This window comes from Halomonas sp. LES1, assembly GCF_031846005.1.
Classification (GTDB): Bacteria; Pseudomonadota; Gammaproteobacteria; order Pseudomonadales; family Halomonadaceae; genus Halomonas.
In genome coordinates, this window is record NZ_JAVRGC010000005.1 from 136,310 (window position 1) to 161,387 (window position 25,078).

General features: G+C 62.9%; 20 protein-coding genes. 7 read left to right on the forward strand and 13 right to left on the reverse strand.

The window, feature by feature from the left end:
- Nucleotides 1-39 precede the first annotated feature (39 nt).
- From RM463_RS12385 to RM463_RS12405, 5 genes are all read right to left on the reverse strand, one after another.
- Complete coding sequence (locus RM463_RS12385) at nucleotides 40-1,410, reverse strand: glutamine synthetase family protein (RefSeq protein WP_311430186.1); 1,371 nt, start codon at nucleotides 1,408-1,410, stop codon at nucleotides 40-42.
- Between the two features lie 92 nt (nucleotides 1,411-1,502).
- Complete coding sequence (locus RM463_RS12390) at nucleotides 1,503-2,555, reverse strand: TRAP transporter substrate-binding protein (protein ID WP_195688686.1); 1,053 nt, start codon at nucleotides 2,553-2,555, stop codon at nucleotides 1,503-1,505.
- Between the two features lie 141 nt (nucleotides 2,556-2,696).
- Complete coding sequence (locus RM463_RS12395) at nucleotides 2,697-4,019, reverse strand: TRAP transporter large permease subunit (protein ID WP_195688687.1); 1,323 nt, start codon at nucleotides 4,017-4,019, stop codon at nucleotides 2,697-2,699.
- Entirely contained in the window at nucleotides 4,019-4,615 is a 597-nt protein-coding gene (locus tag RM463_RS12400) for a TRAP transporter small permease subunit (protein ID WP_195688688.1), read from the reverse strand. The genes RM463_RS12395 and RM463_RS12400 overlap by 1 nt, the downstream gene beginning before the upstream one ends.
- A complete protein-coding gene (locus tag RM463_RS12405; protein WP_195688689.1) occupies nucleotides 4,608-5,414 on the reverse strand; it encodes an N-formylglutamate amidohydrolase in 807 nt (268 codons plus the stop codon). The genes RM463_RS12400 and RM463_RS12405 overlap by 8 nt, the downstream gene beginning before the upstream one ends.
- A 110-nt stretch (nucleotides 5,415-5,524) precedes the next feature.
- Here RM463_RS12405 and RM463_RS12410 point away from each other — a divergent pair, with 110 nt between their 5' ends.
- Nucleotides 5,525-6,391: a MurR/RpiR family transcriptional regulator gene (locus tag RM463_RS12410; RefSeq protein ID WP_195688690.1), complete on the forward strand. Its 867-nt coding sequence runs from the start codon at nucleotides 5,525-5,527 to the stop codon at nucleotides 6,389-6,391.
- A gap of 89 nt (nucleotides 6,392-6,480) precedes the next feature.
- Here the strand turns inward: RM463_RS12410 and mnmE are convergent, their stop codons facing one another.
- From mnmE to rpmH, 4 genes are all read right to left on the reverse strand, one after another.
- On the reverse strand, nucleotides 6,481-7,848 hold the full coding sequence (mnmE, locus tag RM463_RS12415; protein WP_195688691.1) for a tRNA uridine-5-carboxymethylaminomethyl(34) synthesis GTPase MnmE: 1,368 nt from the start codon (nucleotides 7,846-7,848) through the stop codon (nucleotides 6,481-6,483).
- A 103-nt stretch (nucleotides 7,849-7,951) separates the two neighbouring features.
- Nucleotides 7,952-9,640 carry a membrane protein insertase YidC gene (gene yidC, locus RM463_RS12420; RefSeq protein ID WP_311430187.1) on the reverse strand — a complete coding sequence of 563 codons (1,689 nt, stop codon included), beginning with the start codon at nucleotides 9,638-9,640 and terminating at the stop codon, nucleotides 7,952-7,954.
- Nucleotides 9,641-9,769: 129 nt separating this feature from the next.
- Nucleotides 9,770-10,222 (reverse strand): ribonuclease P protein component, encoded by a 453-nt coding sequence (gene rnpA / locus RM463_RS12425; protein ID WP_195688693.1) that lies wholly within the window; start codon nucleotides 10,220-10,222, stop codon nucleotides 9,770-9,772.
- Nucleotides 10,223-10,235: 13 nt separating this feature from the next.
- A complete protein-coding gene (gene rpmH, locus RM463_RS12430; RefSeq protein WP_027960517.1) occupies nucleotides 10,236-10,370 on the reverse strand; it encodes a 50S ribosomal protein L34 in 135 nt (44 codons plus the stop codon).
- A gap of 578 nt (nucleotides 10,371-10,948) precedes the next feature.
- On the opposite strand from rpmH, the gene dnaA reads away from it, so the two are divergent.
- From dnaA to gyrB, 4 genes are all read left to right on the forward strand, one after another.
- Nucleotides 10,949-12,418: a chromosomal replication initiator protein DnaA gene (dnaA, locus tag RM463_RS12435; RefSeq protein WP_195688694.1), complete on the forward strand. Its 1,470-nt coding sequence runs from the start codon at nucleotides 10,949-10,951 to the stop codon at nucleotides 12,416-12,418.
- A 107-nt stretch (nucleotides 12,419-12,525) separates the two neighbouring features.
- The gene (dnaN, locus tag RM463_RS12440) at nucleotides 12,526-13,629 is read left to right on the forward strand and encodes a DNA polymerase III subunit beta (RefSeq protein ID WP_195688695.1); all 1,104 of its coding nucleotides are present in this window, start codon (nucleotides 12,526-12,528) and stop codon (nucleotides 13,627-13,629) included.
- A 48-nt stretch (nucleotides 13,630-13,677) separates the two neighbouring features.
- A complete protein-coding gene (gene recF, locus RM463_RS12445) occupies nucleotides 13,678-14,781 on the forward strand; it encodes a DNA replication/repair protein RecF (RefSeq protein WP_311430226.1) in 1,104 nt (367 codons plus the stop codon).
- A gap of 23 nt (nucleotides 14,782-14,804) precedes the next feature.
- Nucleotides 14,805-17,225, forward strand: coding sequence for a DNA topoisomerase (ATP-hydrolyzing) subunit B (gyrB, locus tag RM463_RS12450; RefSeq protein ID WP_195688878.1), 2,421 nt, complete (start codon nucleotides 14,805-14,807; stop codon nucleotides 17,223-17,225).
- Between the two features lie 142 nt (nucleotides 17,226-17,367).
- Here the strand turns inward: gyrB and gmhB are convergent, their stop codons facing one another.
- The 3 genes from gmhB to glyQ all read right to left on the reverse strand — a co-directional run bounded on the left by gmhB (nucleotide 17,368) and on the right by glyQ (nucleotide 21,280).
- Nucleotides 17,368-17,979 carry a D-glycero-beta-D-manno-heptose 1,7-bisphosphate 7-phosphatase gene (gene gmhB, locus RM463_RS12455; RefSeq protein WP_195688696.1) on the reverse strand — a complete coding sequence of 204 codons (612 nt, stop codon included), beginning with the start codon at nucleotides 17,977-17,979 and terminating at the stop codon, nucleotides 17,368-17,370.
- A gap of 257 nt (nucleotides 17,980-18,236) precedes the next feature.
- Nucleotides 18,237-20,303 carry a glycine--tRNA ligase subunit beta gene (glyS, locus tag RM463_RS12460; protein WP_195688697.1) on the reverse strand — a complete coding sequence of 689 codons (2,067 nt, stop codon included), beginning with the start codon at nucleotides 20,301-20,303 and terminating at the stop codon, nucleotides 18,237-18,239.
- 2 nt (nucleotides 20,304-20,305) lie between these two features.
- A complete protein-coding gene (gene glyQ / locus RM463_RS12465; RefSeq protein WP_195688698.1) occupies nucleotides 20,306-21,280 on the reverse strand; it encodes a glycine--tRNA ligase subunit alpha in 975 nt (324 codons plus the stop codon).
- Nucleotides 21,281-21,377: 97 nt separating this feature from the next.
- Between glyQ and rfaD the strand changes: the two genes are divergently transcribed.
- Entirely contained in the window at nucleotides 21,378-22,334 is a 957-nt protein-coding gene (rfaD, locus tag RM463_RS12470) for an ADP-glyceromanno-heptose 6-epimerase (protein WP_132043438.1), read from the forward strand.
- Nucleotides 22,327-23,382 (forward strand): lipopolysaccharide heptosyltransferase II, encoded by a 1,056-nt coding sequence (gene waaF / locus RM463_RS12475; RefSeq protein WP_195688699.1) that lies wholly within the window; start codon nucleotides 22,327-22,329, stop codon nucleotides 23,380-23,382. Before rfaD ends, waaF begins: the two co-directional genes overlap by 8 nt.
- Nucleotides 23,383-23,389: 7 nt before the next feature.
- Here waaF and RM463_RS12480 read toward each other — a convergent pair whose 3' ends face one another.
- Complete coding sequence (locus RM463_RS12480) at nucleotides 23,390-25,069, reverse strand: sulfatase-like hydrolase/transferase (protein ID WP_195688700.1); 1,680 nt, start codon at nucleotides 25,067-25,069, stop codon at nucleotides 23,390-23,392.
- Nucleotides 25,070-25,078 lie beyond the last annotated feature (9 nt).

Genomic DNA, 25,078 nt, shown 5'->3' on the forward strand with positions numbered 1-25,078 from the left:
CCTCTCCGATAGGCTGAAATCGTTGTAGCAGTGACTCTCTCAGGCACGCTCGAAGCCGCGTGCCACCTCGAACTGGGTCACCACCTGGTCGAACGCTTCCAGCTCGACCTCGGCGGCGCGCACGTAGTGATCGACCACATCGTCGCCCAATGACTCGCGCAGCATCGTGGAGCCTGCGAGAGCATCCCTGGCATCGCGCAGATTCTGCGGAATCAAGCCACTGTCGCCGCTGTAGGTGTCGCCCTTGGCCGGCGGCGATAGCGCCAGCTCCTCGGTGATCCCGCGAATGCCGGCGGCCAGCTGGGCCGCCATGGCCAGGTAGGGGTTCAGGTCGGAGCCGCCGATGCGGTTTTCCACCCGTACCGCCTCGGTACCCGCTGCACAGAGGCGGAAGCCGGCGGTGCGGTTATCCACCGACCACACCGTGCGCGTCGGGGCGAAGGAGCCCTTCTGGAAACGCTTGTAGCTGTTGACGTAGGGCGCCAGGAAGTAGGTGGTATCGGTGGCGTAGTGCAGCAGTCCGGCCAGGTAGTGCTTCATCAGTTGCGACATGCCCAGGTCGTCATCCTCATCGAAGAAGGCGGACGATCCATCTCGAAACAATGACTGATGAATATGGCTGGAGCTGCCCGAATGAGCGTGGTGCCACTTGGGCAGAAAGGTCACCGCGCGACCCTGCTGCCAGGCGATCTCCTTGATCGCGTGCTTGGCGATGGTGTGATAGTCGGCGGTATCGAGCGCCGGTGCGTAGCGAATATTGAGCTCTTCCTGACCCCTGCCGGCTTCCCCCTTGGTCCCCTCGATGGGTATCCCGGCGGCGTGGAGATGATTGCGCACCGGACGCATCACATGCTCCTCCTTGCTGGTCTGGAAGATATGGTAGTCCTCGTTGTAGCCACTGATCGGCTGCAGGTCGCGGAAGTCCCCCCGGCGGATCTCATCGAAGCTCTTCTCGAACAGGAAGAATTCCAGCTCGGTGGCCATCATCGCGCTCAGTCCCAGATCACTCAGACGTGCCAGCTGGCGCTTCAGCATCGCTCGGGGTGAATGGGGCACGGGCTCGTGGGTGTGGTGATCCAGCACGTCACACAGCACCAGCACCGTGCCCTCGAGCCAGGGCAGGGGGCGTAGCGTGGTCAGATCGGGGCGCATGATGTAGTCGCCGTACCCGGCCTGCCAGGAGGTGCTGGCATAGCCATCCGGGGTCTCCATCTCCAGATCGGTGGCCAGCAGATAGTTGCAGCAGTGAGTCTCCCGCCAGCCTCCGTCGATGAAGTGGTGCGCATGCAGCCGCTTGCCCATCAGGCGGCCCTGCATATCGACGAAACACGCCAGCACCGTGTCCACCTCACCGTTTTTGACCCGATCCGCTAGGTCTTCCAGGGCATCCAGCGTCACTGCACTGTTCATTTCCATGGCTCCTTATGGGGTCGCCGTGCCGCGTCCCGACGGTGTCGGGGCGCGGTGGGCTTTGAGCCCGGCGTAGCCGGGGGTGTGATAGCTCAGGCGTCGGTGTAGCGGTAGGGACGGCCGGCCTTGCGCATGTCGGCGTTGTACTGCTTGAAGATCTCGACCACCTTGGCCTTGGTCTCCGACTGGGCGGCGATTTCGTCCCAGAACTCCTGGGCGGCATTCTCCACCTGATCCCACTCGGCATCGGGGATGGAGGTGAGTTCGAGCTTGTCGCCATGCACCCGCAGCCTGGCCTCACCGCCCCAGTACCAGTGCTGGCGATAATAGTGAGACTGCTCGCAGCACACCTCGAACAGCAGCCGAAGATCCTCGGGCAGCGCATTCCAGCGCTCCATATTGACGAAGAAGTGGCCAATCCAGGCCCCCGAGATGTTGTTGGTCAGGAAGTAGTTGGTGACATCGGCCCAGCCCACCGTGTAGTCCTCGGTGATACCGGACCAGGCGATACCGTCCAGCTCGCCGGTCTGCACGGCCACCTCGATGTCCTCCCAGGGGAGCGTCACCGGTACCACACCGAACTGTGACAGGAAGCGCCCGGCGGTGGGGAAGGTGAAGATACGCTTGCCCTCGAGATCCTTGAGGCTGCGAATCGGCTCCTTGGTGACGAAATGGCAGGGGTCCCAGGCGCCGGCGCTGACGTGCTTGACGCCGACCTTGGCGTACTCCTCCTCCCAGATCTCCTTGAGTCCGTACTGGTTGAACAGCACCGGGACATCCAGGCTATAGCGCGACCCGAAGGGGAAGTAGCCGCCGAACACGGTCACCTCCGTGGGTGAGGCCATGGAGTCGTCGTCAGACTGCACCGCGTCGATGGTGCCGCGCTGCAGGGCACGGAACAGCTCGCCGGTAGGCACCAGCTGATCGGCGTAGAACAGCTCGATCTGCATGCGGTCTCCGGCGATGCGGTTGAACAGGTCGATGGCCGGCTTGGCGACGTGCTCGGCCAGTGCGGCGCCGGCGTAGGTCTGCATGCGCCACTTGATGGTGGGCTCGTCCTGGGACTGCGCCATGACGCGGCTGGCCAGCGGTGCCATGGCGGCTCCGGCGGCGGCGGTGATCAGAAACTTGCGTCTTGTTGTCATTGTGTCGCTCTCCTGCTATTTCATAACACTGTTGATAACGCTCGTCTTTTCCTGGTTTTACGCTCTTGGCGCTCCTCCCTGAGAGCCCCTTTCATGGCGATGAGACCCGAAGCCAACGCCAAGTCGATGTCATTGATATGTCTAGTGGCCATAGACATAGCCGGGCAGCCACAGGGCGATCTGTGGGAACAGCATCACCAGGCTCAGGGCCACGGTCATCACGAACACGAAGGGGATGATCGAACGATAGATGTCGCGCAGGCCGATCTCGGGAGGGGCCATGGCGCGCATCAGGAACAGGTTGTAGCCGAATGGCGGGGTCATGTAGGCGATCTGGGTGGTGATGGTGTAGAGCACGCCGTACCAGATCAGATCGAAGCCCAGCGCATCGACCAGCGGCACATAAAGCGGCGCCACGATCACCAGCATGGCGGTGTCGTCGAGGAAGGTTCCCATCACGATGAAGCTGAGCTGCATCAGGATCAGGATCAGCCATGGCGATAGTCCCAGCTTCTCCGTGAACAGGCTCTCGATCGCCTTGACCGCACCCAGCCCATCGAAGATGGCGCCGAAGGCCAGGGCGGCGAGGATGATCCACATGAACATGCAGGAGATCGCCAGGGTCTGGCGCACCGATACCTCGAATACCCGGCGCGTCATGCGTCCCTTGAGGATGGCCGCCAGCAGGGCCGCCGTGGCCCCCACCGCCGAGCTTTCGACCAGCGAGGTCCAGCCCTTGACGAAGGGCACCATCATCACCGCGAAGATCACCAGCGGCAGCACGCCCGCGCGCAGCAGGCGCAGCTTTTCCGCCATGGGCACATCGCGCTCCTCGGCGGGCAGCACCGGTCCCAGCTCGGGCTGCAGGCGACAGCGAAAGTAGATGTAGAGGATAAACAGCGTCGCCATCATCAGCCCCGGCAGCACCCCGGCCAGCCATAGCTGGCCCACCGGCTGACGGGCGATCATGGCGTAGAGCACCAGCACCACGGAGGGTGGCACGAGAATCCCCAGGCTCGAGCCTGCCTGTATGACCCCGGTGACCATGATCTTGTCGTAGCCACGTCGCAGCAGTTCGGGCAGGGCGATGGTGGCGCCAATGGCCATGCCCGCCACCGAAAGCCCGTTCATGGCCGAGATCAGCACCATCAGGCCGATGGTCCCGATGGCCAGGCCTCCCCTTACCGGGCCCATCCAGACATGAAACATCCGATACAGATCGTCGGCGATGCGGCTTTCCGACAGCACATAGCCCATGAAGACGAACATCGGCAGGGTCAGTAGCGGGTACCACTTCATCAGCTTCATGGCCGAGGAGAAGGGAATATCCACCCCTCCCGTGCCCCAGAGGAGCACGCCGGCCAGGGCGCCGACGAAGCCGATGGCGCCGAATACCCGCTGTCCGGTCATCAGCATCAGCATCATCGAGCTGAACATGACGATGGCGATCATCTCGTACGACATCAGATGTCCACTCCGCGAAGCCGGCCGATATCCCGGAAAAATTCGGCAAGGGATTGAAGAATCATCAGAAAAATCCCGATGCACAGCAGGGTCTTGATCGGCCAGAGCCACGGCCGCCAGGCGGTGGGGCTGCGCTCCAGGAAGCCGATCATCTCCCCCGCTGCCGAGGAGCCCTGGGTCAGGAAGGTCCATCCCAGGTTGAACAGGAAGGCGAAGGGTTCGCTGCCGAAGTAACCCAGCGAGTAGGCGGTCGATACCAGTCCGCCATACAGCAGCACCCCCAGATAGAAGAGCAGAAAGCACACCGTGAAGGCATCGACCCAGGCCTTGGTCTTCAGGCTCCAGTCGCCGTAGAACAGATCCATGCGAACGTTCGAACCCAGCTGGATCGAGTAGGGGCCACCCAGCACGAAGTAGGCCACCATGACGAACTGGGCGGTCTCGAGCGTCCACATCGAGGGAGTCAGGAACACCTTGGAGGTCGACGACCACAGCAGCACGCCGATCAGCACGAAGATCAGGTACATGGCGGCCCGTCCGATGACGCGGTTGAGAGCGTCGATGGCACGGATATAGCCACGGATCAGGCTAGGCATGGGGGGATCCTTTCGGGCCGGGGCGGATCAACCCCAGTGCCACCAGAGCCGGTTCGAGCAGTTGCAGCAGCTCGTCGGCCAGGGTGTGGATGGCCTCGGGGGTGGCCAGCAGGTCGTTGCGGATCTCGAGCATCACGTTGGGCAGCCCATGGCCGATGCCATGCAACTTCAGCGAGTGGGTCACGCCGTCTTCGGGCCCGTAGGGCGCGTTGCGCTCTACCTTGCGGTGCGCCAGACGTGGTGCCTGGACCAGCATGGCATCGGCCAGGCGGCTGTCGGCGTCGTGGAGCACACCGATCTCCACCGCCCTTCGTCGGCCGTGGTAGTCGGGGGTGAAGCTGTGCACGGTGACCAGCGCGGTGGGATGGTGTTGCTCGGTGCGAGACTCGATGACCCGGGTCACGCTGGCGCAGAAGGGAAGGTAGACGGACTCGATACGGGCTTGGCGCTGGGCAGGTGTCAGCCGACGATTGCCCGGGACCTCGATGATCTCGGAGCGCTCGGGCATGGCGCTGGCCGCCTCGGGCGGGCGATTGCAGTCATACACCAGTCGCGACACACGGCTGGCCACCAGGGGCGCATCCAGCGCCTGTGAGAGCCGCAGGGCCAGCTCGCGGGCTCCTGGGTCCCAGGCCGCATGGCTGTAGCGGTGACGGGGGGCGAGACCCAGTTCGTGATAGGGCGTGGGGATATGATGCGATGCGTGTTCGCACAATAATATCACCGGCCCCATGCCGGCAGGGTTGTGCAGCTCTACGCTCGGGGATGTCACTGTTGTTGACGTTGTTGTTGTTGACATCGTGCTTCCTCCACGGTCTTGTAAAGATATAGACGGGAGTTGATCAGCATGTCAAGATTTCTTCAGAAGCGCCGTTCACACCGCCATGGCGTGCCACAGACAGGTGATGCTTGACGACCCTCAAGGCTACCGTGCGTGAGCTTATCCGCCAGCACTACTCGGTACTGACCCAGTCCGAGCGCAAGCTGGCCAATACCCTGCTGGAGAACTACCCGGCGGCGGGGCTCGCCTCGATTACCAGCGTCGCCGGCAACGCAGGGGTCTCCTCGCCGACCGTGGCGCGAATGGTCAAGAAGCTTGGTTTCAAGGGCTATCCTCAGTTTCATCAGGCGCTGCTCGAGGAGCTGGAGGCCCGCGGGGTGGGCCCGACCCAGCGGCGCAACAGCTGGCTCACCGAGGCGCCCGAGACGCACCTGTTGAACCGCTTCACCCATGCGGTTCGCCATAACCTTGAGCAGACCTTCGCCCAGATAGAGCTGGAGCAGTTCGATCGGGCGGTTCACCGAATGGCCGATGCCGAGCATCAGCTCTATATCGTCGGTGGACGCATCACTCATGCCCTGGCCGACTACGCCTTCACCCATCTGCAGGCGGTTCGCCCTCGAGTCACTCATCTGAGCGACTCCTCGGGTACCTGGCCCCATTACGTGCTCGACATGCAGCCCGGGGATACCCTGCTGATCTTCGATATCCGCCGTTACGAGACCAACCTGCTGCGCCTGGCCGAGCTGGTCGGCCAGCGTGGCGTGGCCATCGTGCTGTGTACCGACCAGTGGGGATCACCGATCTCGAGTGTGGCCGATGTGACCTTCAACTGCTGGGTGGAGATTCCTTCCGGGTGGGACTCCAGCGTCTCCACCCTGCTGCTGCTCGAGGCGATGATCGCCGCGGTCCAGGAGCAGCGATGGCCGGAGGTCCGTGATCGCTACGAGCGACTGGACGAGCTGTTCGACAAGACGCACTTCTTTCGCAAGTGAACGCTTCTGGTCGATCCAGAAGCTGCCGAAGATCTCGCATGCTTATCTACTTGCCGATACAGAAGCCGTCGAAGCTCTCGCATGCTTATCTACTTGCCGATACAGAAGCTACCGAAAATCTCGCCGAGCAGATCATCGGCGCTGAACTCACCGGTGATCTGGCCCAGCGCCTGCTGGGCATCACGCAGGTCCTCGGCGAGCAGCTCGCCGGCGCCGTGGCCGGTGAGCTGGGCTTCTCCGTTCTCCAGTGCCTCCTCGGCACGGTCCAGGGCATCGAGGTGGCGCCGACGGGCCGAGAAGCGTCCCTCCGCCGTGGCGTTGAAGCCCATCACCTCCTTGAGATGCGCCTTCAGGTTATCCACACCCTCCGTGGTCTTCGCCGAGAGCTTCACGATGGGAGTGGGTGTGGACAAGTCGAGCCCCGGGCGCTCTTCGCTGGCGTCGATCTTGTTGCGTACCAGGGTCAGCCGAGAAGGATCGGGTAGCCGGGCCACGAACTCCGGCCAGATGGCCATCGGGTCGGTAGCGTCGGTGGCCGCGGCATCGACCAGCAGCAGCACCCGGTCGGCCTTCTCGATCTCCGCCCAGGCGCGAGCCACACCGATCCGCTCCACGGCGTCCGGCGTGTCGCGCAGGCCGGCGGTGTCGATCACATGCAGCGGCATGCCGTCGATATGGATATGCTCGCGCAGCACGTCCCGAGTGGTGCCGGCTATATCGGTGACGATGGCCGTCTCCTGCTCGGTCAGGGCATTGAGCAGGCTCGACTTGCCGGCATTGGGCCGGCCGGCGATCACCACGTTCATGCCCTCACGCATCAGTGCGCCCTGGCCGGCGGCGGCACGCACCATGGCCAGCTCCGCCTTTACCTCGGCGAGCATCGCCGCCACCCGGCCGTCACCCAGGAAGTCGATCTCCTCTTCGGGGAAGTCGATGGCCGCCTCCACATAGATGCGCAGCTCGATCAGACGCTCCACCAGGCCCTCGACACGCCTGGAGAAGTCCCCCTGCAGGGAGCGCAAGGCATTTTCCGCCGCGGCCTGGGAGCTGGCATCGATCAGGTCGGCGATCGCCTCGGCCTGGGCGAGGTCGAGCTTGTCGTTGAGGAAGGCGCGCTCGGAGAACTCCCCCGGACGGGCGGGGCGGGCCCCCAGCTCGAGGCAGCGGCCGAGCAGCAGATCCATGATCACCGGACCACCATGCCCCTGCAGCTCGAGGACATCCTCCCCGGTGAAGGAGTGTGGCCCGGGGAAGAAGAGCGCGATGCCTTCATCGATCACGCCGCCGCCGCCTCGAAAGGGTCCATAGTGCGCGTGACGAGGTGCGGGGGAGTGGCCCACCACCGCCTTGGCGATCATTGCACAGAGCGGGCCTGAGACCCGGATGATGCCGACGCCGCCGCGTCCCGGCGGCGTGGCCAGTGCGGCGATGGTGTCCTGGTCGTGAAGCGGGGCCATGGGGGTCTCCTATGCGTGATGCAGGCATTGTCGTTGCGCCTTCCCTGAAACGCCAGACCCCCGCATGAGGCGGGGGTCCGGGGAGTGGCTCGGGAATGAGCGGTTACTTGGTCTTCATGCCCTTGCCGACGCTTGGGTCGTTCTCGATCTTGCGAGTGATCACGTACTGCTGGGCGATGGAGATGATGTTGTTCACCACCCAGTAGATAACCAGACCGGCCGGGAACCACAGGAAGAAGAAGGTGAAGACGATGGGCAGCATGCGCATGATCTTCGCCTGCATGGGGTCCGGCGGCGTCGGGTTGAGCATCTGCTGCACGAACATGGAGGCACCCATCAGGATCGGCAGGATAAACAGCGGATCCTTCACCGAGAGATCCTGAATCCAGAACATGAAGGGCGCGTGACGCAGTTCCACGGACTCCAGCAGCATCCAGTAGAGTGCGATGAATACCGGCATCTGCACCAGAATCGGCAGACAGCCACCCAGAGGATTGATCTTCTCCTTCTGGTAGAACTTCATCATCTCCTGGGACATCTTCTGGCGGTCGTCGCCATACTGTTCCTTGAGGCGCTGCATCTCCGGGCCCAGTTTGCGCATGCGGGCCATGGACTTGTAAGCCTTGGCGGAGAGCGGCCACAGGGCGGTCTTGACCAGGATGGTCAACAGCACGATGGACCAGCCCCAGTTGCCGATGACGTCATGAATCTTGTCGAGCAACCAGAACAGCGGGTTGGCGATAAACCACAGCCAGCCGAAATCGACGGTCAGCTTGAGGTTGGGTGCCACCGCTTCCATGTAGTCCTGCACCTTGGGGCCCACATAGAGGGTGGCGCCGAGGCGTGTTTCGCCATTGGCCGCCAGTTCCGTCACCGGGCCGGCGAAGGCGGCCACATTACGACCGCGGGAGTCGGTGGTGGCGTAGAAGAGGTTCTGTTGGTTCTGCGGCGGGGCCCAGGCGCTGACGAAGTAGTGCTGGATGATCGCTACCCAGCCGCCCTCGGCTTCGCGGTTCTCGAACTTGCCCTCCTGGATCTCCTCGAAGTCGACCTTCAGGTAACGATCCTCAGGCGTGGAGTAGGCCGCGCCCAGATAGGAGCGCATGCCCATCTTGGGGCCACTGGAGGGGTCGCTGCTGTTGTCGCGGGCCAGCTGGCCGATGAAGCGAGCGGAGACAGGAGACTCGGTGTGGTTGGCCAGGAAGTATTCGACATCCACCGCATAGCTGTTGCGCTCGAAGGTGAATCGCTTGATGACCTCGATGCCGTTGACCTCACCATTGAGGTCCACCTCGAGGCGGCTGTCTCCTTCGGCCAGGCGATACTCGGTCTGCTCGGGAGCGTAGGCGATGCGCCCAGACTGGCCATCCAGCTGAAGCCCGGAACGTGCCACATAGCTGCGCGTCTCGCCATCGGAGAGCATCACATAGGAGCGGTCCGAGTCGAGGGTCAACTTATGCTGAGGCAGCGCCGCATAGACGATGTCACCGCCCTGGGGATCGATACGCAGGTCCAGCACATCGGTCATCACGGCAACCAGGTCCCGGCTGGACGCTGTCGCGTTCTCGCCAGGCATCGCCTCCGTCATGCGATCGCCACCGTTCGCCGTGGGGGCTGCCAGGCCTTCCTCGGCACTTTCGGCCTGGGAGCCGGTGCTTTGGGGCTGGCTGCTGGCGAAGGAGGGAGCCTGCGGCTCAGCGGCCATCTGGCCGTAGTCCTGATTCCACTGAACGACGATCAGATAGGCGAGCACCGCCAGTGGAATCAGCAATAGGAGTCGTTTTACGTCCATGAGGGTTCTGCCCAGTGGGTAGTGAACTTGCCAGGGGCGGAAGGCGATTCAGCCGCCCGAGATAGACAAAAGCCTGCCAAGGGCAGGCTGTATTCCGAACACGGACTTTCTAGGGTAGCCCCGGCAGCGTCAAGTCCTGCCTCGAGAAGGGGTGCGCTCATGATCCTGCGGGCTCCGATCCGATGAGAGTGGCTCGATGCTCGGTGATGGCTGTGTTGCGAACGATTTCTTGGCGTCGCGGGTCAGCCTTCGCCACATTCCGAACAGCTGCCGGTGCAGGGTCTCATTGTCCAGTTCGCCGACTCCGCGACGTGACAGTATCACGATGTCGACGGCAGGTAGCCGATGTTGCTGGAACCGGATCGATTCGCGCACCAGCCGCTTGACACGATTGCGGTCCACGGCGCGGCGCATGCTCTTCTTGCTGATCACAAGGCCGATACGGGGGTGTCCCAGATCGTTGGGCGAGGCGAGTGCCATCAGCCCTTTACCATGTACCTTAAAGGCAGCGTTATCGAAGACCTGACGGTAATCCCCTGCCGTCAGCAGGCGCAGACGGCGGGGAAACGTTTGGCAGGGCACGCAGGGTCCGTGATCAGGCGCTCAGGCGCTTGCGACCCTTGGCGCGACGACGCGCCAGTACGGCACGACCGTTCTTGGTGGCCATCCGGGCACGGAAACCATGCATGCGCTTGCGCTTCAGGACACTGGGCTGAAAGGTGCGTTTCATAACTCGTTATTCCCACGTGGTTTTCAGGACGATTCGTCGTTTTCGAGGCGTCTGGATTCCCGCTGGGAACCCGGACGTATTCGGCTCAAGACCGGAAATTGTAGTGTTTTCCCCCGAGCGGTGCAATTTTTCCGTGTGCTAATTGCACTCTTCGTCAAGGCAGGCGTGGTGGGCGATCGTGCTGGGTGGTGTGGGATCTCGGCAGCCAGGGGGGATTCAAGTACGTAGCGGGCTTGCGCGGCATCAATAACAATAATGTTTATATCTTGTAATGCCTTGTTATTAATACTGGGGAAGCTGTTTGTGGATAACTGGTTTTATATCAATTATGACAATTAGTTGGGCTGCAATAAAATATGTGGATAATGGCGGGAAAAACGGTGCCCTCCTCGCGGAGATCCTGTGGATGAAAATGGGTCTTCTCCACAGCGCTGGGTTGCCCACAGCTCAATCCAGAAGGCGTCATCACACCATACGCCTGTTTTCCACAGGGTGTGTCAAGGTGCCTCGGGGTGTGGATAACCGAGTGTTGTGGCGATACAATGCCCGGCCGTTTTACGACAAGGTGGTGACGTCGCGTGTCGCTGGCTCTCTGGCAACAGTGTCTGGATACCCTGCAGGATGAGTTGAGCTCGCAGCAGTTCAACACCTGGATTCGCCCGCTTCAGGTAGAGGAGGGCGAAGGGGGAGAGCTGTGCCTGTTGGCCCCCAATCGCTTCGTGCGTGACTGGGTCAGCGACAAGTTTGCCAAGCGGATCACCGAACTGCTGCGCGAGCTCTCCCCGGCGCGGCCGCCCAAGGTGGTCCTGAGCGTGGGAAGCCGGCGTGCCACGCCTCGGCCACAACCGCGGGAGCTCGGCACGCCCGTGTCGGCGACGCCGCGGCAGCCGGCAGCTCCGGCGGTCCATACGCGACCCCGGGGTGAGGTGGCCGACGAGGCCGAGATTCAGACATCCCGAGACGACGCGCCGTCGGCCCGACGACCAGGAGGGGAGCGTCAGGTCCAGGTGGAGGGGAGTCTCAAGCACACCAGTGGCCTCAATCCCAACTTCACCTTCGAGACCTTTGTCGAGGGCAAGTCGAACCAGCTGGCTCGGGCCGCCTCGCGCCAGGTATCGGAGAATCCCGGTGGGGCCTATAACCCGCTGTTTCTCTATGGGGGCGTGGGCCTGGGCAAGACCCACCTGATGCATGCCGTAGGCAATGCCCTGGCGGGCCGGCGCGAGAATGCGCGGGTCGTCTATCTGCATTCCGAGCGCTTCGTGGCCGATATGGTCAAGGCACTGCAGCTCAACGCCATCAACGATTTCAAGCGTTTCTACCGTAGCGTCGACGCCCTGCTGATCGATGACATCCAGTTCTTCGCCGGCAAGGAGCGCTCCCAGGAGGAGTTCTTCCATACCTTCAACGCCCTGCTCGAGGGCGGGCAGCAGATGATCCTGACCTCCGATCGTTATCCCAAGGAGATCAGCGGTGTGGAAGAGCGCCTCAAGTCCCGCTTCGGCTGGGGGCTGACGGTCGCGATCGAGCCCCCGGAGCTCGAGACGCGTGTCGCCATCCTGATGAAGAAGGCCGATCAGGCCAGGGTCGACCTGCCGCACGACGCCGCCTTCTTTATCGCCCAGAAGATCCGTTCCAACGTGCGTGAGCTGGAGGGGGCACTCAAGAAGGTAATCGCCGACTCCCACTTCATGGGCAAGCCGATCACCCAGGACTTTATCCGCGAATCGCTGAAGGACCTGCTGGCCCTCCAGGACAAGCAGGTGGGGGTCGACAATATCCAGCGCACCGTGGCCGAGTACTACAAGATCAAGCTCGCCGACCTGCTCTCCAAGCGCCGCTCTCGCTCGGTGGCACGCCCTCGACAGGTGGCCATGGCCCTGGCCAAGGAGCTGACCAATCATAGCCTGCCGGAGATCGGTGATGCCTTCGGAGGGCGTGATCACACCACGGTGCTGCACGCCTGTCGCAAGGTGAAGCAACTTCAGGAGGAGAGCTCCGATATCCGTGAGGACTACAAGAACCTCATGCGTCTGCTGACCAGCTGATCGCTTCGCCCTCCGAGATACTGCCGGCTTGTGGTTTAATGGTCGTCATGCCATCTGGCCGGGCCCCTGCCGGCTGCAACCCCTTCAGGACAAGACGTGGAGCCGACATGAAATTTTCCATCTCCCGCGAAGCGCTGCTGCGACCGTTGACGCTGGTGGCAGGCGTGGTCGAACGCCGCCAGACCCTGCCGGTACTTTCCAATGTGTTGATTCAGGTAGGGCAGGAGGAGGTCGCTCTGACCGGCACCGACCTGGAGGTAGAGCTGATCGGTCGCACCGTGGCAACCCGGGTGGATGAGCCTGGTGGCGTTACCGTGCCAGCCCGAAAGCTGATGGATATCTGCAAGTCGCTCCCCGACCAGGCCGAGATCCAGCTCTCCCTCGAGGATGGGCGCGCCGTATTGCGTAGTGGTCGATCGCGCTTCACCCTCTCTACCTTGCCGGTCGCCGAGTTCCCGAGCATCGAGGACAGTCAGGGCAGCACCGAGTTGAGCCTGCCGCGGGGAATGCTCAAGCACCTGATCGACGCTACCTCCTTCGCCATGGCACAGCAGGATGTGCGCTACTACCTCAATGGCATGCTCCTCGAGATGCGTGACAACCTGATCCGCGCGGTGGCTACCGACGGCCACCGCCTGGCGGTCTGTTCGCGTCCGGCGGAGCTTCATGTGGAGTCGCCTCAGAAGTTGATCGTGCCGCGCAAGGGGATCCTGGAGCTGGTGCGCCTGCTCGATGATGGTGAGGATCCGGTCAGCCTGACCCTGGGAGCCAGCCATATTCGGGCCCACACGGGAGACTTCACCTTCACCTCCAAGCTGGTTGACGGCAAGTTCCCCGACTATGAGCGAGTGGTTCCCCGCGGTGGGGACAAGGTGTTCATCGCCGAGCGTGCCGAGATGCGGCAGGTGCTGTCACGCACCGCGATTCTCTCCAACGAGAAGTATCGAGGAGTGCGACTTCACCTCGAGGAGGGCAATCTCAAGGTGATGGCCAATAATCCCGAGCAGGAAGAGGCCGAGGAGAACATCGCGATCGAATACAGCGGCGACTCTCTCGAGATCGGCTTCAATGTCGGCTATCTGGTCGATGTGCTCAATGCCATCGACGACGAGCGCATCCAGATGACGCTGGCAGACTCCAATAGCAGTGCGCTGATGGAGGAGCCGGGTGGTGGGGACGCTCTCTACGTCGTCATGCCGATGCGCCTGTGACCCACCCAGGGCGGCCCGACCGGGCCGCCATGTTCTCCCTTTATGTCTATGCCCCTTGATCATCTCGTCTTCCATGGCCTGAGAAATCTTCAACCTGTTGATTTCAAACCGAATTGCCAAGTCAATCTGATTTCTGGCGAGAATGGGAGTGGCAAGACTAGCCTGCTGGAAGGTATCCATGTTCTGGGTATGGGGCGCTCGTTCCGTACCCGTAACATGCGTCATGTCATTGCCCATGGCGGTGATGAACTGATGGTCCATGGCCGTATCGCCGGCTCCCCCCCTGTGCCATTCGGCGTCAGGCGCCGTCGCAATGAGGACGAACTTGAGGTTCGCCTTGCAGGGGAGCGTGTCAGTCGGCTCTCGCGACTGGTGGAGACCCTTCCCCTGCAGCTGATCAATCCCGATGCCTTCCGGCTTCTGGAGGGCTCTCCGGCTGGCCGGCGAGAGTTCCTCGACTGGGGAGTGTTTCACGTGAAACATGACTTCCTGGAGGCCTGGCAACGCGCTCGGCGGGCGCTGAAACATCGGAACGCCCTGCTCAGGCATGGTAGAATGGACCCCGACTCTCTGGCGGCCTGGGAGCTGGAGCTGGTGCACTGGAGCGAGCGGATCGATGAGATGCGCACCGCCTGGATCACGGCCTTCCTCCCGGTCTTCGAGGAAACCCTGAACGGGCTGTTGCCGCTGAAGGATCTTCAGTTGCGCTACTCGCGCGGCTGGGATCGACGCAAGTCGCTGGGCGAACTGTTGCGACAGGGCCGCGATGTCGATCGGCAGATGGGGTTTACCCAGCAGGGGCCTCAGCGAGCCGACCTGGCGATCCGCCTGGGAAAGCGGCCCGCGGTGGAGGTCCTGTCCAGGGGCCAGCAGAAACTGGTTGTCAGTGCCCTGAAGCTGGCTCAGGGGCGATTGCTGGAAGCCAGTACGGGACGCCGCTGCGTCTACCTGATTGACGACCTTCCAGCGGAACTGGACGACACGCATCGGCGACTGTTCTGCCGCTGGCTGGAAAACATGCGCTGCCAGGTGTTCATCACCACCATCGATCACGATGCCCTGGCGGATCTGTGGCAGGCCGAGACCCCGGTCGAGATGTTTCACGTGAAACGCTCGGCGTCCGGGAACGGTACGTTGCTGCCACTGGAGTGACAGATTTCATGACGGAGCAGTCAATGAGCGAACAGGCCTACGACTCATCGAGTATCAAGGTTCTCAAGGGGCTCGATGCCGTACGCAAGCGTCCCGGCATGTATATCGGCGATACCGATGATGGCACCGGGCTCCACCATATGGTGTTCGAGCTGGTGGACAACTCCATCGACGAGGCGCTGGCCGGATACTGCAGCGAGATTCGTGTCGTTATTCATCCCGATGAGTCGGTGACGGTGAGCGATAATGGCCGCGGCATTCCGACGGATATTCACGAGGAGGAGGGAGTATCCGCCGCCGAAGTGATCATGACGGTACTGCATGCCGGCGGCAAGTTCGATGACAACTCCTACAAGGTTTCCGGTGGTCTGCATGGCGTCGGCATCTCGGTGGTCAATGCGCTGTCCGAGGAGCTTCGCCTAACGGTGTGGCGTGCCGGTAACGTGCACGAGCAGCTCTATCGTCACGGTGTGCCCCAGGCGCCACTGTCGGTGGTGGGGAAGACGGAAAACTCCGGTACGCGCGTGCACTTCCGTCCCTCGTCGGAGACCTTCGGCAATATCGAGTTTCACTTCGACATCCTGGCCAAGCGCTTGCGCGAACTCTCCTTCCTCAACTCCGGGGTGGCCATTCGCCTGATCGATGAGCGCTCCGGCAAGGAGGAGTTGTTCCACTATGAAGGCGGCCTCAAGGCCTTTGTCGATCACCTCAACACCAACAAGACAGTCCTCAACCCTGTCTTCCACTTCAATATCGACCGCGAGGACGGTATCGGGGTAGAGGTGGCGATGCAGTGGAGCGACTCCTTCAACGAGAACATCTTCTGCTATACCAACAACATTCCGCAACGGGATGGTGGCGCCCATCTGGCAGGCTTCCGCGCGGCACTGACGCGTACCCTCAACGGGTATATCGAGTCGGAGGGGCTGCTCAAGAAGTCGAAGATCAGTACCGCCGGTGATGATGCGAGGGAAGGGCTGACGGCGATCATCTCGGTGAAGGTGCCGGACCCCAAGTTCTCCTCCCAGACCAAGGACAAGCTGGTCTCCTCGGAGGTCAAGACGGCGGTAGAGCAGGAGATGGCGCGTCTGCTTGGCGAGTATCTGATCGAGAAGCCCAACGAAGCCAAGGCGATCGTCAACAAGATGCTCGATGCCGCGCGTGCCCGTGAAGCGGCACGCAAGGCGCGGGACATGACGCGGCGCAAGGGGGCCCTGGATATCGCCGGCCTGCCAGGCAAGCTGGCCGACTGCCAGGAGAAGGACCCGAGTCTGTCGGAGCTGTTTCTGGTAGAGGGTGACTCCGCCGGTGGCAGTGCGAAGCAGGGGCGTGACCGCCGTACCCAGGCCATCCTGCCGCTCAAGGGCAAGATCCTCAACGTCGAGAAGGCGCGCTTCGACAAGATGCTATCGTCGGCAGAGGTCGGCACCCTGATCACCGCGCTGGGCTGTGGTATCGGGCGTGAGGAGTTCAACCCCGACAAGCTGCGCTATCACTCGATCATCATCATGACCGATGCCGACGTGGATGGCTCGCATATCCGCACCCTGCTGCTGACCTTCTTCTTCCGGCAGATGTCGCAGCTGATCGAGCGGGGGCATGTGTTTATTGCCCAGCCACCGCTCTACAAGGTGAAGCGTGGCAAGCAGGAGCTCTACCTGAAGGATGAGCAGGCGATGACCGACTACCTGACCACCACGGCTCTGGATGGCGCTCGCCTCTATGTCAATGCCGATGCGCCAGGGATCAGCGGGGCCCAGCTCGAGGCACTTGTCGACCAGTATCGTGATGTCATGCGTCGCATCGAGCGTCTGTCGAGGGTCTATCCCGAAGAGGTGCTGCGCAAGATCGTGCATGCCGCGGAACTCGACGGCGAGGTGAGTCTGCGCGACCGGGTCACCATGCAGAACTGGATCGAGGGTCTGCAGGCCGAGATGGATGCGCAGCTCGCCTATGAAGGTGGACCGCGCTACAGCTTCCGGCTCGAGGATGACAGTGAGCGAGGCCTCTACCTTCCGGCGGTGACGATCGCCGCCCATGGCGTGGCGACCGATTATGTGTGGGGCATCGACTTCTTTACCAGCGCCGACTATCGCGCCATGACGAGCCTCGGCGAGACCCTGAACGGGCTTCTGGAGGAGGGCGCCTATGTGGCGCGCGGGGAGCGCAAGCGCTCCGTGTCGAGCTTCTACGCTGCCCTCGAGTGGCTGATGAATGAAGCCCAGCGTGGCCTCTCCATCCAGCGCTACAAGGGGCTGGGGGAGATGAACCCCGAGCAGCTCTGGGAGACCACCATGAATCCCGAGACACGGCGTATGCTGCGCGTCTCCATCGAGGATGCCGTGGGCGCCGACATGATGTTCAATACCCTGATGGGCGATGAGGTGGAGCCGCGCCGGGACTTCATCGAGCGCTTCGCCCTGGTGGCCAATCTCGATGTCTGATCACATGTTTCATGTGAAACACCGCCAATCGCCTTGATGCCCGTCATCAGGCGACTGTAAGAGGCCCGTCATCGCTATCGATGACGGGCCTCTTCATCACTGTACCTCAAGGCGTGGGGAGGCTGAGCCGGGCCCTTGTGCCTCACGCCTTATTTCCATCCTCGCTCTCACTCCCACGTCCACTGTCACCCCCATCTCCTAGAAGCCAGCCGACGAAGTCGGCCAGGCTGTCGAAGATCAGCGTATCGTTACCCGGAGCGGCCAGCTCGGTGTGTTGCTCAAGGGTGCGCTGACCCTTGCCAGTGCGAACCAGAACGGGGCGACAGCCCATGGGGGCTCCGGCCTGCAGGTCGCGCAGGCTGTCTCCCACCATCCAGCTGCCTGCCAGGCCACGCAGCTGCAGGGCATCGCGAATCTGCTCCAGTAGCCCGGGCAGCGGCTTGCGGCAGCAGCAGTGGTCATCGGGACCGTGAGGGCACCAGGCGATATGGGCAATCTCGCCACCGGCCTCGGTTACCCGGCGGCAAAGTTCCTCATGCATCTCTGCCAGGGTTTCCTCGGTGTAGTAACCACGAGAAATGCCCGACTGGTTGGTCGCCACGGCTACCGTCCAACCGGCCTGGCTCAGGCGTGCTATGGCTGCGATGGCGCTGGGGTAGGGAATCCACTCCGCCAGAGATTTCACATAGTCATCAGAGTCCTGGTTGATCACGCCATCTCGGTCGAGGATCACCAGGCGATCACTGGTATGCACGGCACCGTTTCCTTTTCGCTGGGTTGGTTGGCACGCAGTGTTTCACGTGAAACATGGCCTGCCAAGGAGCAAGGAGCAAGGAGCAAGGGCGTGGGGGTGATTGGCTATTGTTTGGCGTTGCGTGGCTGGAACGGCGATGTTCCACGTGAAACATCACCATGAATGGCAGCCCATGTTCCATGTGAAACACCAGGGTGGCCAGATACAAAAAGGCCGGCAGTTGTTGCTGCCGGCCTCGATGGTGCTACGGGGGGCGGTTACTGCTGGAGCTGAGCGATATCGGCAACCTCGAGGAACAGTGCCCGCAGGCCGGCCAGCAGGGCGAGCCGGTTACAGCGCACCCCCTCATCATCGGCCATGACCATCACTTCATCGAAGAAGGTATCAACCGGCTCACGCAGGCCGGCCAGGACATCCAGCGCCTCCTGATAGCGCGCCTCAACGAGCAGTGGCGTGACCCTGTCTCGGTGACTGACCACCGCGTCGTGGAGCCTCTTCTCGGCGGCTTCCTGCAGCAGAGTGGCATCCACGGTGCTGCTCACCTCACTGCCCTGTTTGGCAAGGATATTGGAGACACGCTTGTTGGCAGCGGCGAGGGCGGCGGCCTCGTCGCGTCCGGTGAACGCCTCTACCGCGCGCAGGCGGCGGGCGAAATCCAGCGGACGAGTCACGGGGCGTGCCCGCACCGCCAGGTAAGCCTCGGTCGAGATGTCCTCACCCTGACCCCAGGCCCGGAAGCGGTCGAGCATGTAGGCAAGCACCTCATCCACAAGGTTCTCGGCGTACGGCAGCCCCTGGTGCTGGGCCGCGGCCAGCTCGAGCAGCTCACGGAGGTCGAGTTGCAGCTCCCCCTTGACCATGATGTTGAGCACACCGATGGCGGCGCGACGCAGCGCAAAGGGGTCCTTGGTACCGGTGGGGCGGGCGCCGATACCGAAGATGCCGGTCAGGGTGTCGAGGCGGTCGGCCAGGGCCAGGGCCTGGCCGGTCCGGCTCCGGGGAGTGGCATCGCTCGCGAAGCGGGGGAGGTACTGCTCCTCCATGGCCCGGGCCACCTCGGCGGGCTCACCATCCTGAGCGGCGTAGTAGCGACCCATGGTGCCCTGGAGCTCGGGAAACTCGAGCACCATCTCGGTCACCAGGTCGCACTTGGCCAGTTCGGCGGCGCGGCGGGCATGGCTGACATCACCACCTAGCTGGCCGGCGATAAAGGCGGCCACGGCGGCGGTACGGTGGGCCTTGTCGGCGAGGGTGCCGAGCTGCTTCTGGAATACAACGCCCGAGAGCTCGTCGATTCGAGAGGCCAGGGTGCGCCTGCGGTCGGTATCGTAGAAGAAGGCAGCATCGGCCAGGCGGGGGCGAATGACCTTCTCGTTGCCCTCGATGACGCGGTCGGGCTCACTGCTGTCGATATTGGCAACGGTGATAAACAGCGGCTTCAGCTGGCCTTCGCTATCGAGCAGGTGGAAGTACTTCTGGTTCGCCTTCATCGAGGAGATCAGACACTCGGCCGGTACCTCAAGGAAGCGCTCGTCGAAGCTGCCGGTGAGGGCCACGGGCCACTCCACCAGGCCGCTGACTTCGACCAGCAGCGCCTCATCGATGACTGCGGTGGCCTCCTGCACCTCCGCTTCCGAAAGTACCTGCTCACGGATACGCTCGCGGCGTAGCTCGCGGTCGGCCAGAACCCACGCCTGTTCCAGGGTGGCGAGATAGTCATCGGCGTGGGCCAGTTCGATGGGGTCGGGAGCATGAAAGCGATGGCCACGGGTCGTGCGGCCGGCCTCGAGGCCCAGTGCCTCGGCTTCGATGATCTCGTTGCCATAGAGCACGACCAGCCAGTGTGCCGGCCGGGAAAACTCCACCCGTGAGGCACCCCAGCGCATGTTCTTGGGTACCGGCAGGGCGGCGACGGCTTTCTTGAGGATGGCTGGCAGCAGGGCAGCGATACTCTCCCCCTGCTGTTGTTCGCGATACCCCAGCCAGGTGCCCTTGTCGGTTTCCAGGTGAATCAGCTCATCCACGCTGACGCCGCAGGAGCGAGCGAAGCCTTCGGCGGCCTTGGAGGGCTGGCCATCCTTGAAGGCAGCGGCCAGTGCCGGGCCGCGCTTCTCCACCACCCGGTCGGGCTGCTTGCCGGCCAGGGACTCGATCTGGACCGCCAGGCGACGCGGCGTGGCGTACGCACGTATTTCGCCATGCTCGACATCGGCATCGCTCAGGCCGCGGCGCAGCCCTTCGGCCAGGGCATCGGAGAGGGCGTCGATGGCGTTCGGAGGTAGTTCCTCGACGCCCAGTTCAACCAGTAGGGTGTTGGCAGCCATGCTCAAGCGTCTCCCTGTTCAAGCAGTTCGCGGCGCAGTGCCTCGGGAGCCAGCGGGAAGCCGGCGGCCTTGCGCGAATCGAAATAGGCGTGGGCCACGTCACGGGCCATGGTGCGTACGCGCAGGATGTAGCGCTGGCGTTCGGTCACCGAGATGGCGTGGCGGGCATCGAGCAGGTTGAAGGTGTGCGAGGCCTTGAGCACCTGTTCATAGGCGGGCAGCGGCAGATTGGCCTCGAGCAGCCTAGTGCAGTCCCGCTCGTTCTGGTCGAAGGCACCGAACAGGTAATCGACGTCGGCGTGTTCGAAGTTATAGGCGGACTGCTCACGCTCGTTCTGGAGGTAGACATCGCCGTAGCTGACCCTGGAACCATCCGGGGCAGTGGTCCACACCAAGTCGTAGACGCTGTCCACGTCCTGCAGATACATGGCGATACGCTCGAGGCCGTAGGTCAGCTCGCCGGTCACGGGAAAGCATTCGATGCCGCCGGCCTGCTGGAAGTAGGTGAACTGAGTCACCTCCATGCCGTTGAGCCACACTTCCCAGCCCAGGCCCCAGGCACCCAGGGTGGGGGACTCCCAGTTGTCCTCGACGAAACGGATGTCGTGAACCAGGGGGTCGAGGCCCAGGTGCTTGAGAGAGCCGAGATAGAGCTCCTGAAACTCGGCGGGGGAGGGCTTCATCACCACCTGAAACTGGTAGTAGTGTTGCAGGCGGTTGGGGTTCTCGCCATAGCGGCCGTCGGTCGGACGACGGGAGGGCTGCACATAGGCGGCGTTCCAGGTCTCGGGCCCGATGGAGCGCAGGAAGGTCGACGGATGGAAGGTACCGGCACCGACCTCCATGTCCAGCGGCTGCAGCACCACGCAGCCCTGATCGGCCCAGTACTGCTGCAGGGCCAGGATCAGACCCTGAAAGGTTGAGACGTCTGGCGCCGGCCCGGAGGGCGAGGTCGACGTTGGTGTCGCGAGTGTCATTGGAAAAGCACCGTTGGCCATGAATTCACAGGGCTTCAAGTATACAATCACCGGAAGATCGGTTATAGGCGCACGCCCCGAACAGAGGAATCTCTCCATGATCGTAGTGACAGGCGGGGCCGGCTTCATCGGCTCGAATCTGGTCAAGGCACTCAATCAGCGTGGCCATCAGGATGTGATGGTGGTCGACGACCTGAGCGACGGCACCAAGTTCGTCAATCTGGCCGATTGCAGCCTGGGTGACTATCTGGACAAGGATGACTTCCGCCAGCGGGTAGAGGCCGAGTTGCGCGGAGAGTCTGCCAGGCTGCCGGAGATCGAGGCGATCTTTCACGAGGGAGCCTGCTCCGATACCACCGAGTGGGATGGCCGCTTCATGCTCGATAACAACTTCGAGTACTCCAAGGTGCTGCTGCACTTCTGTCAGCAGCGGGGGATTCCCTTCCTCTATGCCTCCTCGGCGGCCACCTACGGTGGCAGCGAGGTGTTTCAGGAGGCGCCGGAGCACGAGAAGCCGCTCAACGTCTATGGCTACTCCAAGCTGCTTTTCGACCAGTATGTGCGTATCCACCGGGATTCATTTCGCAGCCAGGTGGTGGGTTTCCGCTACTTCAACGTCTATGGTCCCCGAGAGCAGCACAAGGGCAAGATGGCCAGCGTGGCCTATCACCACCATACCCAGATCAGCGCCGGCCAGGACGTCAAGCTGTTCGGCGCCTGGGATGGCTTTGATGCCGGCATGCAGAGCCGCGACTTCGTCTACGTCGGGGATGTGGTGGATGTGAACCTGTGGTTCCTCGACAACCCCGAAGCGTCCGGCATCTTCAATCTGGGCACCGGTCGTGCCGAACCCTTCAAGGCGATCGGGAACGCGGTGATCGATTACTATGGTCATGGGGCCATCGAGTACATCGACTTTCCCGATGAGCTGAAGGGGCGCTATCAGAGCTATACCCGAGCCGATATCTCGCGGCTGCGCGAGGCCGGATACGATCGCGAATTTCGCACCGTGGCCGAGGGGGTACGCGAGTACCTGGAGTGGCTGAATGGCTGAATCGGCTTCGCGGGGGGAGACAAGCGGCGAGCGTATCCTGGTGGTCGGCCCCTCCTGGGTCGGCGACATGGTGATGGCCCAGAGCCTGTTGATGACGCTGCGTGACCGCCACCCCGGCTGCACACTCGCCGTGATGGCGCCGGGCTGGTCGCTGCCGATCCTCGAGCGCATGCCCGAGGTGGATGAGACGATCGCCCTGGACGTGGCTCATGGCCAGTTCGGCTGGTCCGTACGCCGTGAGGCGGCTCGCGGGCTGCGGGGTCGTTTCGATCGAGCCATCGTGCTGCCGCGCTCCTGGAAATCGGCGCTGGTGCCTTTCCTGGCGGGTATCCCACGACGCGTCGGCTTCCATGGCGAGCAGCGCCTTGGTCTGCTCACCGAGCGTCGTCGTCTCGACAAGAGCGTGCTCGACCAGACCGTCAAGCGTTTTGTCTCCCTGGGGCTGTCCGCCGAGGAGGCGGCCAGGGGCAACTTCCCCATACCTCAGCCTCGGCTGATGGTGGACGCGGGTAATCAGGCCGCCCTGCGCGAGCGTCTGGGGCTTTCCGCGTCACCGGCCATCGGCATGATGCCGGGGGCCGAGTACGGCCCCGCCAAGCAGTGGCCGCTGGAGCACTTCCGCAGCCTGGCCGAGGCGCTGATAGCAGAGGGGGTCGAGGTGCGGGTGCTGGGAGGGCCCAAGGATGTCGAGGCGGGTGAGACGATCGTCGATGGGCTGATGGGTGCCCATAATCTGTGCGGCAAGACACGCCTCGCCGACGCCGTGGACCTGCTGGCCGACTGCGAGCAGGTGGTCACCAATGACTCGGGGCTGATGCATGTGGCGGCGGCGGTGGGCACTCGCGTCCAGGCGCTCTATGGCTCCTCGTCGCCGGCCTATACGCCGCCACTGACCGATAACGCCGAGATCCACTACCTGGCCGTTGAGTGCTCGCCCTGCTTCGAGCGTACCTGCCCACTGGGTCATACGCGCTGCCTGGTGGAGATGGCTCCCGAGCGAGTGCACCGGGCGATTCATGCGTGGCGTACCACCATCGCAAGGAGCTGATGCGCGGTTAGTCCTTGCCGGAGTTTGCTTCATCTGCAGTATTGTCGAGCGCATCCAGAATCTGCCGGGAAGCGGCCTGCCCGCTCTTCTGCTGCCTGCCTTCAGGTATCAGGCCTTCCCATAAGCGCTGCTGCAGGGCGGTCTCTTCGTGCATGCGAGCCGCCAGGTCGGTCAGGCCATGCTGCTCCACCAGGGTCGGTTGCTCGGAGAGCAGGGAGACACCTAACCCAGCCCGGTGGCGCTCGATGGTATAGCCCATCGCCTCAAGTATGGTGGGGAAAAGATCGATAGAGGCGGCCTCGCGATGGGTCCGCTGGCCGGCCTCGATACCCTGGCCCAGCAACATGAAGGTGTTGTCCCGCTCGCCGGCGATGAGTTGCTCCCAGGCCGACACACGCATCGTCAGATGATCGCTGGCGAGCACGACCAGCGTATTCTCCAGCAGCCCTTCATTTTCGAGTCGGTCGATCAGGTCGAAGGCGAGCCAGGCCGAACACTCCACGGAGTAGAGGATATCCTCGCCGTCGAACTCGCCCTGACGCTTTCGACAGGCCCGCGCCGGATAGCCTCTGGGCGCATGGGCGGTGAGACTCAGATTGACCACCCCCCAGGGGCCGGCATCTTCCGCCTCCAGGCGGCGAATCTCGTTGATGGTAAAGTCATACAGATTGTCGTCGTAGAGTCCCCAGTCGTTGACATAATCGGGCTCGACGAGACGAGGCTCGAGACTGGCTCGTCCCATCACCCTGTCGAAGCCATGATCCTCGTAGAAGATTCCCTTGCCGGCGAACTCGGTACTGGCGCCGCCCAGGAAGCTGAGACGATAGCCCTGTTCATCCAGCAGGTCGCCCAGGCAGCGAATACCGGGAACCACGCGGCCCAGAGGCTCGAACTGGTTGTCGTGGAGCAGGCCCGCGGGCATCAGCGGGGTGCCACACTGGCTAGCGATCATGCCGGCCATGGTCCAGCCGGTGTTCTCCAGCTGGCGTATGCCCTCGAAGACATGACCGCGTCGGCCCAGGGCATCGAGGAAGGCGTAGGCATCCCCGAAGCGCTGGCGGTCGGCATAGGTGCGCTCCATGCTTTCCAGGTAGAGCAGCAGCAGGTTGGGTGGGCTCTCCGGCGCCTGCTGGATCGTCGGAGCCACATAGCGACGATCCAGCCAGGCACCGTCATCGGTGACGATGGCCGCACTGCGTTGCCCCATGCTGTAGAAGAGCGGATTGGTGGCGATCAGTACCAGTGCCAGCAGGCGGTCGACGAGGCGCCAGCGATGGTCACGGCGCACCAGCCAGGTATAGGCAGCGAGCAGGGCCAGCATCGCCAGGGTATAGAGTGCCGCCGCCAGCAGGCGGCTGCTGCCTCCATGCTCGGCGATCCCGGCCTGGAGGTGGAAGAAGATCGCCCCGATCTCGACGATGCCGAAGCTTTCGGCCAGGTAGACGTAGACGCCCCACAGGCAAAGGGGCACCAGCGACCAGGGCCAGATCTGCCGGGGCGGGCGTGGCGTGGCCGGCCTTCCCCAGCGCAGCAGCCAGCCAAGGCCCAGCCAGAGGCCGGTGATGGGGATCAGGCTCCAGAGTGGCAGCACGGCCACGGTGGCGATGGCATAGCCAAGGCAGACCCCGATGACGAGCAGGGACCACCAGCGAGAATGTTTGAGCCAGTTCGGGTTTGCGAGTTGCATGAGTCTCTT

What these genes read in the sequence shown, in the direction of transcription:
- gyrB (WP_195688878.1), top strand. Translation starts at nt 14,805, where the DNA reads ATGAGCGAACAGGCCTACGACTCATCGAGTATCAAGGTTCTCAAGGGG.
- RM463_RS12390 (WP_195688686.1), bottom strand. Translation starts at nt 2,555, where the DNA reads ATGACAACAAGACGCAAGTTTCTGATCACCGCCGCCGCCGGAGCCGCC.
- mnmE (WP_195688691.1), bottom strand. Translation starts at nt 7,848, where the DNA reads ATGGCCCCGCTTCACGACCAGGACACCATCGCCGCACTGGCCACGCCG.
- recF (WP_311430226.1), top strand. Translation starts at nt 13,678, where the DNA reads ATGCCCCTTGATCATCTCGTCTTCCATGGCCTGAGAAATCTTCAACCT.
- RM463_RS12400 (WP_195688688.1), bottom strand. Translation starts at nt 4,615, where the DNA reads ATGCCTAGCCTGATCCGTGGCTATATCCGTGCCATCGACGCTCTCAAC.
- dnaN (WP_195688695.1), top strand. Translation starts at nt 12,526, where the DNA reads ATGAAATTTTCCATCTCCCGCGAAGCGCTGCTGCGACCGTTGACGCTG.
- yidC (WP_311430187.1), bottom strand. Translation starts at nt 9,640, where the DNA reads ATGGACGTAAAACGACTCCTATTGCTGATTCCACTGGCGGTGCTCGCC.
- rfaD (WP_132043438.1), top strand. Translation starts at nt 21,378, where the DNA reads ATGATCGTAGTGACAGGCGGGGCCGGCTTCATCGGCTCGAATCTGGTC.
- waaF (WP_195688699.1), top strand. Translation starts at nt 22,327, where the DNA reads ATGGCTGAATCGGCTTCGCGGGGGGAGACAAGCGGCGAGCGTATCCTG.
- RM463_RS12480 (WP_195688700.1), bottom strand. Translation starts at nt 25,069, where the DNA reads ATGCAACTCGCAAACCCGAACTGGCTCAAACATTCTCGCTGGTGGTCC.
- glyQ (WP_195688698.1), bottom strand. Translation starts at nt 21,280, where the DNA reads ATGACACTCGCGACACCAACGTCGACCTCGCCCTCCGGGCCGGCGCCA.
- rpmH (WP_027960517.1), bottom strand. Translation starts at nt 10,370, where the DNA reads ATGAAACGCACCTTTCAGCCCAGTGTCCTGAAGCGCAAGCGCATGCAT.
- glyS (WP_195688697.1), bottom strand. Translation starts at nt 20,303, where the DNA reads ATGGCTGCCAACACCCTACTGGTTGAACTGGGCGTCGAGGAACTACCT.
- RM463_RS12405 (WP_195688689.1), bottom strand. Translation starts at nt 5,414, where the DNA reads ATGTCAACAACAACAACGTCAACAACAGTGACATCCCCGAGCGTAGAG.
- RM463_RS12395 (WP_195688687.1), bottom strand. Translation starts at nt 4,019, where the DNA reads ATGTCGTACGAGATGATCGCCATCGTCATGTTCAGCTCGATGATGCTG.
- RM463_RS12385 (WP_311430186.1), bottom strand. Translation starts at nt 1,410, where the DNA reads ATGAACAGTGCAGTGACGCTGGATGCCCTGGAAGACCTAGCGGATCGG.